Source organism: Candidatus Aminicenantes bacterium, assembly GCA_026393855.1.
Taxonomy (GTDB): Bacteria; Acidobacteriota; Aminicenantia; order Aminicenantales; family UBA4085; genus UBA4085.
Genome location: JAPKZJ010000064.1, coordinates 1 through 12616, shown reverse-complemented (window position 1 = coordinate 12616; position 12616 = coordinate 1). Strand labels below are relative to the sequence as shown.

Sequence of the window (12616 nt, the reverse complement as noted above, 5' to 3'; positions counted from 1 at the left end):
CTGGACAAATCCTCCGGTTCCGGGACCGCCCTTTTCGCCCAGTCGACAGCCATCAAGCCCGAGCTTGATTTCGTCAAAGTCTCGGACCGGGTCGGTCCCGCCGTCGTCAAGATCGAGACAACCAGGGTGGAGAAGCAAGCCACCGGCGGGATGTCCCAGGGAACCCCCTTCGACGAGTTCTGGGACCGGTTTTTCAACCAGCCCAACCCCCGCCAGCAGCAGGAAAGGCCGATGACCGTCCAAGGGACGGGCTTTTTGGTCAGCGCCGACGGATATATCATCACCAACAACCACCTGGTCGAGAGCTCACAGGGGACCAAGGTGACCATGGATTCCGGCGAGAACTTCAAGGCCAAGATCGTCGGCACCGATCCGCGCAGCGACCTGGCCCTGGTCAAGATCGAGACCAAGAACGCGCCGTTCGTGGAGCTCGGCGATTCGGCCCTGGTCAAGGTCGGCGAATGGGTCCTGGCCATCGGCAACCCGCTGGGCATGGAGCACACCGTGACGGCCGGCATCGTCAGCGCCAAGGGCCGCCAGCTTGGCGTCGGCGCCAATGTCCCCACCTACCAGGATTACATCCAGACCGATGCGGCCATCAACCGGGGCAATTCCGGCGGGCCGCTGGTCAACCTGAAGGGCGAGGTCATCGGCATCAACAGCATCATTCTGGCCCCGACGGGCGGCAACATCGGGATCGGCTTTGCCATCCCGGCCAACCTGGCCAAGAAGGTCATCCAGCAGCTCAAGGATAAGGGCAAGGTCGTCCGCGGCTACCTCGGCATCACGCCGGCCGCCATCGACGACGACACCAAGGAAGGCCTCAAGCTCAAGGATAAGAAGGGCGCCCTGATCACCTCCGTGCCGGCAGATACGCCGGCGGCCAAGGCCGGGCTCAAGCAATACGACGTGGTCATCGAGCTTAACGGCCAGAAGGTCGACAACGACAACGACCTGCGGTTTAAGATCGCCGACATCCAGCCCGGGAGTAAAGTCGAGCTCAAGATCATCAGGGACGGCGAAATCAAGACGATCACGGCTACCTTGGCCGAGCTCACGGACCAGAACGCCGCCGTACCCCAGGCCAAGACCGGCAAGGACGTGGGGATCGAAGTCACCGAGATGACCGGTGCGCTGGCTCGGCAATATGGGTTCAAAACGCGGGAGTGCCTGGTCGTCACCGACGTGGCCCAGGGCAGCGATCCCGAGAACAAGGGCTTGGAAGCCGGCGACCTGATCTTGGAGGCCCACCGGGCCAAGGTCACGACCGTGGCCCAGTGGAACCAGATCCTGGATAAGATCCCGGCCGGCGGCGTCCTGATGCTGACCTGCCGGCGCGAGCGCAACGGCCAGTCGCAGGACTTCATCATCACCTTCCGGATCCCCTGAGTGAAGTTCAGCAAGTTCCACGCGCTGGGCAACGATTTCCTGATCGTCGATCGGGCCGAGATCGGCTCCGGCGCCGATCTCGGCGACCTGGCCCGCCGCATCTGCGAACGGCACATGGGCGCGGGAGCGGACGGCATCCTGCTGCTGGCAGACGCCGCGGACGGCTCGGGCGAGGTGGATTTCCGGATCTTCAACGCCGACGGCTCGGAGGCCGAGATCTCCGGCAATGGCATCCGCTGCGCGGCCGCGCATCTGTTCTCCGAGGGGCGGGCCTCGGGCGGCCGGGTCCGCTTCCGGACCAGCGCCGGGCCCCGGGAGTGCGAGCTCATCGGGCGCCAAGGCGGCGTTTCGACCATCCGCATCGAGATGGGCGTTCCCCGTTTGGCCTCGAACGAGATCCCTTTCGACGACGGCCGCCGCCACGAACGGATCATCGACTATCCCCTGACGATCGGTGGCAAGCTCCGTCTGGTCACGATCATGTCGATGGGCAATCCCCATTGCGACATTTTCGTCGATCGCTTTCCGTCGCGAATCGAATGGCACGAGACGGGGCGCGAGATCGAGATCCACCCCTTCTTCCCCAACCGGACCAATGTCGAGTTCGTTCGGGTCATCGGCCGGGGCGAGATCGAGGTCTTGTTCTGGGAGCGGGGTGTCGGCGAGACGCTGTCGTCGGGGAGCGGCTCCTGCGCCGCCGCGGTTTCGGCCATCCTCAAGGGCTATGCCGACCGCACCATCCGGGTCAAAACGAGCCTGGGCTCGCTCCTGGTGGAGTGGCCCGAAGAGACGGCCGGCGTCTTTCAGACCGGCCCGGCCGAATTCGCCTACTCCGGCTCCTATCAATAGGGGTCAGGTCTTAAGATATCGAATTCGCTGATTATTGAGACAAATTGCGTCAATAATGGCAATAATTGTACCGAGAAAACTAATATCTTAAGACCTGACCCCTATCGGAAGTGCTCGTAGCCGCGGACGGAGAGGGGCCGGCGGGATCCATCCGAACTTACGGCCGCGACTCCCTTGCCCGCCATGATTTTCCCGATCAGCGTGATCGCATGCCGGCGGCCGAGGCGGGTCAACGAGACCCGATTGCACCGGGTCGGACGGACCGCGAACAGCAGCTCGAAATCCTCCCCCCCGTTCAAGGCATAGTCGAGCGTCTTTGGCCCGCCCAAGCGGACCATCCCGGCCGAGAGCGGGATGCGGCCCAGCTCGACCTCAGCCCCCGTCCCGCTCGCCTCGCAGAGATGCGCCAAATCGACGGATAATCCGTCGCTGACGTCGATCATCGCCGAAGGCAGTTTTAACCGAACGAGATCGAGGCCGAGCTCGACCCGGGGGACGGGGTCGAGAAAAGCGCGCCTCAGGCTTGCCGCAGCACGGGCCCGGCCCCCCCCTCCCCCTCTTTCGAGCAGGGCGAAACCCAAGGCGGCATCGCCCAGGGTCCCCGACACGAACAGCCAGTCGCCGGGGCGGGCGCCCCCGCGGCCGACGACCCGATCCGCGGCACCGATGATCGTCACCGAGACGACGATCTCGCGCGCCGCCGACAAATCCCCCCCGACCAGATCGACGCCATGTTCCCGGGCCATCGAGCGGAAGCCGCGCAGAAACTCCCGGACCCAGGCCAGCTCCAGATCGGCCGGCAGGCCCAGTCCGAGCAGGGCGAAAGCCGGCCGCGCTCCCATAGCCGCCGCATCGCTAATGTTGACGGCCAGGCTTTTGCGGCCGATAAAATAGGGGGGGTGGAGGCGGCGGCGAAAATCGACATCCTCGACGAGAAGATCCTTGGTTAAGACCCAAGGCTTCGTCCCCGGCCGCAAGACGGCGGCATCGTCGCCGATCCCCATCAACACGTCCCGACGCGTAGCGGGGAATGAACGGCGGATCATCCGGACCAGCTCCCGCTCGCCCGTCCGTCCGACCGTCGCTGGACTCATGCGCGACGGGACGGCACGGCCGGCTTTTTCTTCGGTTCTTTGACCAGCGCCTCCCGCAGGACTTCGTTGATGTCTTCCACGAAAATGAAGGTCATCGCCTTTTTGATCGGCTTGGGGATGTCGAAGAGGTCCTTCCGGTTGGCCGCCGGGAGGATCATGCGCGGAATCCCGGCTCGTTGCACGGCCAGGACCTTCTCCTTGACGCCGCCGATCGGCAGGACGTTGCCGCGCAGGGTGATCTCACCCGTCATGGCCGTATCCCAGCGGACCTTGGCATTGGTGCAGACCGAGATCAGGGCCGTGGCCATGGTGATGCCGGCCGAAGGGCCGTCCTTGGGGATGGCCCCCTCGGGGATGTGAACATGGAAATCGTTGGCCGCGAAGATGCGCGAATCGATGCCCAGTTCGCGGGCGTGGGCTCGGGCAAAGCTCAAGGCGGCATGGGCCGATTCCTTCATGACCTCGCCCAGCGAGCCGGTCAGCGACAGACCGCCCTTGCCCGTCATCTTGGTCGCCTCGACGAACAGGATCTCCCCCCCCGTCTCGGTCCAGGCCACACCCGTGGTGACTCCAACCTGGTCCTTCTTCTGAACCTGGTCCTTGAAGATCCGCGGCGGCCCTAGAAAGACCTCGATGTTCTGGGAAGTGATCTTGGACAGACCTTTCTTGCCCTCAGCCACCTTGCGGGCGGTCTTGCGGCATACGGCGCCGATCTCGCGCTCCAGGTTTCGCACCCCGGCTTCGCGCGTATAGAGCGAAATGATCTTCTTGATCGACCCGGCCGAGAACTCGATCCGCTTGGCGGTTAGGGCATTCTCCTTGACCTGCTTCGGGATGAGGTGGCGGAGGGCGATCTGGAGCTTCTCCTCCTCGGTGTATCCCGGAAGATGGATGACTTCCATCCGGTCGCGGAAGGCCGGCTGGATCGTGTCGAGCAGGTTGGCCGTGGTGATGAACAGGACTTTGGACAGGTTGAATGGGACGCCGACATAATGGTCCCGGAAGCTGTTGTTTTGCTCGGGGTCCAGGACTTCGAGCAGGGCCGAGGATGGATCGCCCCGGAAATCGGCCCCGATCTTGTCGACCTCATCCATCATGAAGACCGGGTTGTTGGAGCCGGCCCGGCGCAGGCCCTGGATGATCCGGCCGGGCAGGGCGCCGACATAGGTCCGCCGATGGCCCCGGATCTCGGCCTCGTCATGGACGCCGCCGAGCGAGATGCGGATAAACTCGCGGCCCAGGGCCCGCGAGATGGAGCGGCCCAGGGAGGTCTTGCCCACCCCCGGCGGCCCGACGAAGCAGAGGATCGGACCCTTGATGGTTTTGGACAGGCTGCGGACGGCCAGATACTCCAGGATCCGTTCCTTGATCTTATCCAGCCCGTAATGGTCCTCGTCCAGGATGGCCTTGGCCTTCTTCAGGTCCAGGTTGTCGACCGTGCTCTTGTTCCAGGGCAGGGAGAACATCCAATCCAGGTAGTTGCGGACCACGGTGGTCTCGGCCGATTCGGGATGCATCTGGGCCAAGCGTCCGATCTGCTTGTCCAGTTCCTCGCGGACCTCCTCGGCCACCTTGAGCTTCTTCAGCTTGTCCTGATAGGCCTTGATCTCCTCCTGCAGTTCGTTTCCCTCGCCCAGCTCTTTCTGGATGGCTTTCATCTGCTGGCGCAGGAAATACTGCCGCTGCATCTTGTCCATCTCGCCCTTGGCCTCGGTGGAGATGCGCGATTGCACGTCGAGGAGCTCCAGCTCCTTGGCCAGCAGCTCATAGACCTTCTTCAGGCGGGCCAGCGGGTCGACGATCTCCAGGATCTCCTGGGCCTCGGGGACCTTGAGCTCGAGGTTGGCCGCGGTCAGGTCGCCCAGGCGGCCGGGCTCTTCGACGTTGGCGGCGATGATCAGGACTTCCGGCGGGATGGTCTTGCCCAGCGAGGTGGCCTTCTCCAGCCCGGAGCGGACGTTGCGGACCATGGCCTCGCTCTCGATCGTCTTTTCGGACGTCTCGGGCTCGTTCAGAACGGCAACCTGAGCCTCGATATGACCGTTCTCCTCTTCGAAGCTCTCAATCCGGGCCCGGCTTAGCCCCTGGGCCAGGATGCGGATGCGGCCGTCGGGGAGCTTGAGCATGCGCATGATCAGGGCCACGGTGCCCATGTCGTAAACGTCTTCGCGCTTGGGGTCCTCGGTCTCCATTTGCTTCTGGGTCAGGAGCAGGATCATCCGGTGCGAGGATAGCGAGGCGTCGATGGCGGCCTTGGACTTCTCCCGCCCCACGAAGAGAGGGACGATCATGAAGGGAAAGACCACGATGTCGCGCAACAGAAGCACCGGCAGACGGGTCGGGATGGGGGGTTTCTGGTCCTTCTCCTCGACCGCGTCCTCGAGCGGGGCTTCCGGTTTAGTATCTTTTTCAGCCATTCGTTTCTCCGTTCGGGTCGGCGGGATGGCCGATGGGAACAACTTTGTCCCGCGGCGAGCCCGCCTTGGCCTTGGGCATGACAATCGTCAGAACGCCGTTCTCCAGGGCCGCCGTGGCCCTCTCCGTCTCCACCGTCGCCGGCAACGACAGCGTCCGGCGGAAAAGCCCCGATTCGCGCTCCAGGCGGAAGTACCGGGCCTGCAGGCCGGCCAGGTCCTCCCGCTTCAGGCCCCGGATCTCGATCTGGTTGTCCCGCAGCGAGATGCGCAGGTCGGCCGCCTCGATCCCGGGGACCTCGGCTTCAACGACGATATCGCGCTCGGTTTCGTAGACGTCCAGGGGCAGGAACCAAGTCCCGTCCAGGCCCATGAACTCGGGGCGCTCCGAGAGCACCTGGCTGACCAGTCGCTGAATCTCCCCTTCGATCCGTTGAGTTCGGGTGACGGGTCTGATGCGTTTGATCATCGTCGATTTTCCTCGATCCGCCCCCCGCGGCCGGAACGGCGGCAGGCGGGGATGGGACGATATTAGATAAGGCGCGGGAGCCCGTTTGTCAATCGGCCGGGCTATTTATCCTTGAGCAGGGTGTCCAGCTCGGTCTTGAATTCCTGCACATCCCGGAAATCCCGGTAGACCGAGGCGAACCGGACATAAGCCACCTTGTCCAGGTCGCGCAGCCGGTCCATGACGAATTGCCCGATCTCGGCCGCCTTCATCTCCTTGTCCGGCCGCTCCTGGAGCTTGGCTTCGATCTCCTCGACGATCTCCTCCAGCTTAGCCAGGGCGATGGGCCGCTTCTCGCAGGCCTTCATTAGGCCCTTGAGGAGCTTCTGGCGGTCGAACATCTGCCGGGTGCCGTCTTTCTTGACGATCATGTAGGGGATTTCCTCGACCTTTTCATAGGTCGTGAAACGGCGCCGGCAGGACTCGCATTCGCGGCGGCGGCGGATGCTGATCCCCTTCTTGCTCTCCCGGGAGTCTATGACTTTGCTGTCGGGATGACCGCAGAATGGGCATCTCATTTTTCGATTGCCTCCCCCAATTTTTTGAGCTGGAACAAGCTCAAGCCCTCCTTCCAGAGGATAGCATAGCCCAACAGGCAGGTAAGGACAAGCTGGATAAGATGGACGACGATGGTGTAGCCGCCGGCCATGTTGCTGTCCATCCCAAGCAGCTCGACCAGAGCGAGCTGGCTCATGATGTGGTAGCCGCCGGCCATTCCGGGCGTCGGTATGGAGGCCCCGACCGCGGTCAGGAACAGGTAGGGAAAGACCCAAATGAAGGGGACAGGGAAGCGGAAGGCGAAAAAGTACAGCCAATAATAGAAGATAATGCTCAACCAAACCAAGAAGCCCAGCCCCACGTAGGCCAGGAAGTCGGCCATGTTGTGGAAGATCCTCAAGCCGTCGATGAGCTCGCGCAGGAGCTCCATCATCTTGTCCCGCAGCTTAAGGGGCAGGATGCGGAGGACCTTGGCCGACAAGGCCAGAGCTTTATCCTTATAGATGTAGAACCACAGGATCATGGCCAGAAGCAGAACGGCCACGGCGACCGCGAGGCCACCGAACAAATACAGCTTGGACAAGCCTCTTTCGGTCACCGGCATGCGTGACCCAAAAAGCGGGCGCCCAAGAAGGAAGAGACCTAGCAAGATGGTCATGGTCATGATATCAAAAACCCGCTCGACCACGGCCGTGCCGATGACGAAACCGGGGCGCATGCCTTCGCGTTTGGCGACATAGAGGGGCTTGACCAGCTCACCCAATCGTCCCCCGATGAAGGTGACCGTGAAACCGACCACGTTTCCCTTCCACAGGCTGGAGAACCGGACGTCGCGCTTCTCGTGATGGAGCAGGTACTTCCAGCGCAGGCCGCGGGTGAAGAAATGGATCGGGGTGGCCAAGAGGGCCGGTATGAACCAGCGCCAATCGACGTTGGCGACATACTCCAGGACCTTGCGCCAATCCTTGATGCTGCGCAGGAAAAAGAACAGGAAGACCGCGGTCAGGAGGCCGATCAGCGCGAAGCGAAAGACATTCTTTTTAGTCATATCCGGCCGACAATCTTATCATGCGGCCGGAGGAGGCGCAAGCCGACGGAAAAAGACGACGCAGGCTTGAAATCGGCGGCGATTTCCATATAATAGACCCCTCGCCGGTTTGGGAAGTCGTCCAACGGCAGGACTCATGACTCTGGATCATGAAATCTAGGTTCGAATCCTAGCTTCCCAGCCATCTCCCCTTCCCCCTTTCGCCGGCTTCGCGATTTCTCTCTAAGTCTTGACTTTGTTCCCGACATGGGTATTTTAAGATCATATGATTGGCCAGAGAGGAGGGAGGGGGCTCGGCCGTCTTCTCCGCTCTTTGCACCCGACCGCCAAGGAGCCCTCATGATCCCGAGAAGCAAAGCCCTTCTCCTGTTGATCGCAGCCTCCTTCGCGTGGGCCGGCCCGGCCGCCGCAAGCGCGGGCGCGGCCGCTCCGATGCCGAGCGTTCTCCAAACGCCGGTCTTGGAGCACAACCTGGTGTCCAAATACGTCCCCGGGGGGAAGATCACCCTGAAAGCCGCGGCCCGCGGCGGGGCTGAATGGGTCACCTTGTATTTCCGCACGCCCGGCCTCAAAGACTTCCAGGCCCGGCCGATGAAGGCCGAAGCCGGGTCGGAAGTGTACGAGGGCTTAATCGACACATCGACCTTCTCGGGCGACGGGTTCGAGTACTATATCGAGGCCGAGAAAGGCGGCGGCAAGATCGCGGTACCGGCCGCCGGCGCTTCCGGGCCAGCCAAGGTGGCGCCGGAAGGCGGCGAGAAAGCGCCGCAGATCCCGGCGAACCTGCCCCCGCCCCAAGCCGAGGAAGCCAAGTTCAAGCTCCCGGTTCATGCCAATGGCAGCGTCCTGGGCGCCTTCCAGGAGGACGTCAGCGGCACGCCGATGACCAGCCCGACCGGAAACGGCAACGTCCAGTTCGGGTTCGAGAAGGGCTCGGCCGGGGGCTTTGGCGTCCGGATCGATTCCAACTTCAGTCTGACGAATGTCCCGCCGCCGACCGGCCGCTCCATCAACCTGGCCAGCATGATGGTCACGCTGACCTTGGGCAGCCACGCCCTGCGGATGGGTGATCTCAACATCAACGAGTCCGAATACTCGTCTTTCGGGCTGGGTCGGCGGGGCCTCGAATACGCCTTCGACAACCGCCGGTTCTATGTCCACGCCTTCGACATCAGCTCGCAGCAGCTCCAGGGATTCAAGGGAATCGGCATCCCCTCCCGCCTGGTCAGCATTCTTGGCGGAGCCGCCGGCGTCCGGCTTTTCAAGGAGGCGGTCTTCGTCAAGGCCGTCTATGTCACGGGCCAGGACGACCCGGCTCAGGCCGCCAACGCCGCTTCTTCCGCCTACAACCAGAGCCGGCAGGGCAAGGCCTGGTCCGTGCTCCAGGAGACCTCGCTCTTCAAGAACGCCGTCAAGCTCAAGGCCGAGTTCGCCCGCAGCTCCTACGACGGCAACCTCGATGACGAGACCGGGCCGGCCGCCGACGGCGCCTGGAGCGCGGGGGGAATCCTGACCCTCGGCCCCTTGAGCCTTGGCGCGACCTACCGATCCATCGGACGGTACTTCAATTCCATCGGCTTGCAGTACCTGGCCAACGACCGCAAGGGAGTGGAGGGGATTCTTCTGTTCGCTCTCGGCCGGTTCAGCCTGCAAGGGCAGCTGACCCTGCAGCAGGACAACGTCGAGGATGACGAGACCCGCCCCACCACAGCAGGCTTCAACGGAAACGCTTCGCTCAACCTGGGCCTGAGCTCGAAGCTGTCGCTGATCGCCGGGCTCCGGATGTCCGACCAGAAGACCCGGCAGGGCGACGGCGTGTCCGTCCTGCAGGATATGAAAACCGACGAGGTCTCCGGCGGCTTCAGCTGGATGGCCTCGAACGGCCTTAGCCTCAATGTGACCTTAACCAGCTCGACCTTGAGCAGCGCCACGGCCCCCTCGGGCGACGCCCGAGGCTTGACCCTGAACGTCGGCGGCTCCCTCCGGGCGGGCGAAGCGCTGATGCTGTCCCCCACTTTCGGCCTGACCCGGGCGAAGAACACCGCCACCGGGGAGGTCAACACCACGCTCAACGCGTTCCTCAACGGCGAGGTTTTCTTCGTGCCCAGGATCCTATCCCTGCTCGTCTCGGGCTCCTTCAACCGGATGGCCATGGCCGTCATCTCGGTCGACCGGACCATGGACCTGATCGGGGGGATCAATTTCTATTTGGGCAAGCTGATCAAGGTGAACAACCTCCTGCTGACGATCAAGGGCAACTATCGCCGGACGGAGATCGGAGGCCGTGCGGTCACCGATACCCGGATTCTTGGCCAGACGGACTTCGCCTTTTGAGGAGACAACCATGATCCGCCGCTCCGGAATCCTCCTGGCGTCCCTGGCCGTGTTGTCCTTGGCGAGCCCGGCCCTGGCCACGATCAGCTATACCCCCGCCCGGCCGAACATAGACCAGGCCGTGACGTTCAACATCAGCGTCGGCTTCGGCAGCGTCGATCCCGGCTCCGTCCTCTGGAGGTTCGGCGACGGGGCCACCGCCTCGGGCCAGATCATGGTCCAGCACGTCTTCGGGCGGATCGGAACATTCACCGTCCAGTGCCACTACTACCATGCATTCTCCGTCGCCAGTGGAGTCTGGGTCGACGAGGAGACCGCGCTCACCGTGGTCGAGGACCGTTCGGTTTCGGCGAAGCCGTCCAACCCGCAGGTCAACCAAGCTGTCGCCTTCACCGCCGTGAACTTCCTATCCGCCAGCATTCGGTGGAGCTTCGGCGACGGCACGCCCGCCGTCATGGGGGGCGCGGCCATCAACCACGCCTTCACCCGGCCGGGCATCTTCGTCGTCGCGGCCCGGGACAAGGGCGGCGCCGGTCTGGTGGACATCACGGCCACGGTCAGCGTAGCCGTGGACATCTCTCGGCGCAGCATCGCCTTCGCGCCCGCTATGCCGGTGGCGCGCCAGCCGGTGACGTTCACCGCGGTTAATTTCTACACCACCGACATCCGCTGGGACTTCGGGGACGGCACGCCCGCCGTTTCGGGTGGCCCGACGAGCACGCACGCGTTCGTCGCAACAGGCCTCTATACAGTTCAGGCCTGGGATTGGAACGGCCTGGGGGGCGGACCGACTTCGATCACGATCCGAGTCGAACAGCCCACCGGCCCGACGGCTCCTTTCCAGATCTTCTTCCTCCAATTGCGCTTCGAGGACGGCCTGTCCTACAAGGTCGTTCCGCGCGGCTTCGCCGGCCTGACCGCCTTCGCCGACATCAAATACGAAGGGACGGGCCTGTTCCAGGCCCAGTGGCTGGTGGACGGCATGCCGTTCCAGACCGCCTCCCAAGCCCTGCCGTTCGCTGAGGCGACGACCCTGAATTCGGGCCGCATCCCCGCCCTGCCGACCTCGATGACGGGCATGCACGAGGTCAGCCTCCGCATCCTGTCCCCCGCCTCGACCCTGACCATGCCCATCATCCGCTATTTCGTCTCGGCCGAGACGGGCACACCGCCGCTTCGCGGGCTCAACCTGCAGGTGGCTACGGTCGAGGGCTTGAAAGGCGTCGCCAGCGAGCTGCGCCTGGACAGCCTGCGGATTCCGGCCGGAACGTATTTCATCCTCAACGGCTCGGTCACCTATGCCCAGGCGGCGCCCATCCGCTACGGGTTGCTCCGCATCCACCTGGGGGATGATCTCGCGGACCAACAGATTCTGCGGGATCTGAAGCCGGCCGAGACCAGGGGCTTCACGACCTCCATCTTCAACCCGACGCCCGAGGGCAAGTTCATCTATATCACGCTCTACGACATCAGCGACCCGAACGCGCCCAAGCTGCTGTATCTGAAAAAGATCGCGATACTGCCGAACGATTGAGGCCGGGCGGGAGGCTTGACATCGGGCGCTCCCGGGACGAGACTTGGAAAGCACAAGGAGGAAGGCCATGAAAAAGAGCGGGGTTGTCTTAATCTGCGTCGCCGCGGCGGCGGCCATGTTCGTCTTCCTAAGCTTTGGGGCGGCTCAACAGATGCAGAAGGTGGCGCCCCCGAAGATCGCCAAGCCCCTCGATATCGCGAAGCCGCAGCTGTTTATACAGATCAAGGGCGTCCGCTGCGATCACAGCGGTCAGCCCAATCCGGAGATTGATCTCTCCGGCCAGAACTTCGGCGCCCAGCAGGGCAGCCGCCGGGTGCTCGTGGACGGGGTTCCCGCCACGTTCTACCATGCCTGGTTCAATACGGGCATAACGACCTACTCCCCCAGCGGCAGCCCGACCAAATGGTACCACGAGTACACTTTCGCTATCGACGACGGGACCGGCAAGATCATCTCCAACCAGTTCAAGATCCGCTTCCCCATTGATTGGGACGGCGTGACGCCGGGCCAAGGGACGCCGGGGACCGAGGTCCTGCTGTACTGCTGGGGCCCGGGGCCCAACCAGGGCAACAAGATCCTGCATTTGGATAACGCTGTCATGCAGGTCACGAGCTGGACGGGGACTGGCTCGGCCATCCAAATCAAGGCCATCGTCCCCCAGGTCGCCGCCGGCCCCCACAAAATCTTCTTCATGGACGGGACGGACAAGATCTCCAAGGAGCTGTCCTTCACCGTCCTTTGAGGACGACCCTGGCGCCCGTCCCGGGCCGGGGGGGCCATTTTGTTGACGCGCCCGGGGAATTCCGCTATTGTTATAAGCCATCAATGTCCATTTTTCTATCGGATTCTCGACAGTAACGGCATGGCCAACACGACGCGCGCCGTCAAGGAAGGCGAGATCTGGGCCGTCGGCGGCGGCAAAGGCGGCACCGGCAAGACGTTCATCAC

The 12616-nt window shown here is 63.3% G+C and carries 10 protein-coding genes and 1 tRNA gene; 6 read left to right on the top strand and 5 right to left on the bottom strand.

The features are described from left to right. Both NTZ26_06755 and dapF read left to right on the top strand, forming a co-directional pair. Window positions 1–1389: Do family serine endopeptidase (locus NTZ26_06755; GenBank protein MCX6560200.1), on the top strand; the 1389-nt coding region annotated here is incomplete at its 5' end. After that, entirely contained in the window at window positions 1390–2238 is an 849-nt protein-coding gene (gene dapF, locus NTZ26_06750) for a diaminopimelate epimerase (GenBank protein MCX6560199.1), read from the top strand. It begins immediately after the preceding gene. 101 nt (window positions 2239–2339) lie between these two features. On the opposite strand, the gene thiL is transcribed toward dapF, so the two are convergent. The 5 genes from thiL to NTZ26_06725 all read right to left on the bottom strand — a co-directional run bounded on the left by thiL (window position 2340) and on the right by NTZ26_06725 (window position 7800). Then, window positions 2340–3332: a thiamine-phosphate kinase gene (thiL, locus tag NTZ26_06745; GenBank protein ID MCX6560198.1), complete on the bottom strand. Its 993-nt coding sequence runs from the start codon at window positions 3330–3332 to the stop codon at window positions 2340–2342. Further along, a complete protein-coding gene (lon, locus tag NTZ26_06740; GenBank protein MCX6560197.1) occupies window positions 3329–5749 on the bottom strand; it encodes an endopeptidase La in 2421 nt (806 codons plus the stop codon). The genes thiL and lon overlap by 4 nt, the downstream gene beginning before the upstream one ends. Further along, window positions 5742–6215, bottom strand: a complete 474-nt coding sequence (locus NTZ26_06735) for an Hsp20/alpha crystallin family protein (GenBank protein MCX6560196.1) — start codon at window positions 6213–6215, stop codon at window positions 5742–5744. The genes lon and NTZ26_06735 overlap by 8 nt, the downstream gene beginning before the upstream one ends. Window positions 6216–6316: 101 nt before the next feature. Continuing rightward, window positions 6317–6772: a transcriptional regulator NrdR gene (nrdR, locus tag NTZ26_06730; GenBank protein MCX6560195.1), complete on the bottom strand. Its 456-nt coding sequence runs from the start codon at window positions 6770–6772 to the stop codon at window positions 6317–6319. Beyond that, window positions 6769–7800: a lysylphosphatidylglycerol synthase transmembrane domain-containing protein gene (locus NTZ26_06725; GenBank protein MCX6560194.1), complete on the bottom strand. Its 1032-nt coding sequence runs from the start codon at window positions 7798–7800 to the stop codon at window positions 6769–6771. Before NTZ26_06725 ends, nrdR begins: the two co-directional genes overlap by 4 nt. Before the next feature lie 110 nt (window positions 7801–7910). Between NTZ26_06725 and NTZ26_06720 the strand changes: the two genes are divergently transcribed. The 4 genes from NTZ26_06720 to NTZ26_06705 all read left to right on the top strand — a co-directional run bounded on the left by NTZ26_06720 (window position 7911) and on the right by NTZ26_06705 (window position 12410). Continuing rightward, window positions 7911–7984 (top strand) — tRNA-Gln (locus tag NTZ26_06720). Between the two features lie 155 nt (window positions 7985–8139). Further along, window positions 8140–10134, top strand: a complete 1995-nt coding sequence (locus tag NTZ26_06715; protein MCX6560193.1) for a hypothetical protein — start codon at window positions 8140–8142, stop codon at window positions 10132–10134. A 10-nt stretch (window positions 10135–10144) separates the two neighbouring features. After that, window positions 10145–11668, top strand: coding sequence for a PKD domain-containing protein (locus tag NTZ26_06710; GenBank protein MCX6560192.1), 1524 nt, complete (start codon window positions 10145–10147; stop codon window positions 11666–11668). 67 nt (window positions 11669–11735) lie between these two features. Further along, entirely contained in the window at window positions 11736–12410 is a 675-nt protein-coding gene (locus tag NTZ26_06705) for a hypothetical protein (protein ID MCX6560191.1), read from the top strand. Window positions 12411–12616 lie beyond the last annotated feature (206 nt).

Bases quoted from the DNA above. Each gene is read 5' to 3' on its own strand.
- thiL (MCX6560198.1), bottom strand. From the start codon at position 3,332: ATGAGTCCAGCGACGGTCGGACGGACGGGCGAGCGGGAGCTGGTCCGG.
- lon (MCX6560197.1), bottom strand. From the start codon at position 5,749: ATGGCTGAAAAAGATACTAAACCGGAAGCCCCGCTCGAGGACGCGGTC.
- NTZ26_06735 (MCX6560196.1), bottom strand. From the start codon at position 6,215: ATGATCAAACGCATCAGACCCGTCACCCGAACTCAACGGATCGAAGGG.
- nrdR (MCX6560195.1), bottom strand. From the start codon at position 6,772: ATGAGATGCCCATTCTGCGGTCATCCCGACAGCAAAGTCATAGACTCC.
- NTZ26_06725 (MCX6560194.1), bottom strand. From the start codon at position 7,800: ATGACTAAAAAGAATGTCTTTCGCTTCGCGCTGATCGGCCTCCTGACC.
- NTZ26_06715 (MCX6560193.1), top strand. From the start codon at position 8,140: ATGATCCCGAGAAGCAAAGCCCTTCTCCTGTTGATCGCAGCCTCCTTC.
- NTZ26_06710 (MCX6560192.1), top strand. From the start codon at position 10,145: ATGATCCGCCGCTCCGGAATCCTCCTGGCGTCCCTGGCCGTGTTGTCC.
- NTZ26_06705 (MCX6560191.1), top strand. From the start codon at position 11,736: ATGAAAAAGAGCGGGGTTGTCTTAATCTGCGTCGCCGCGGCGGCGGCC.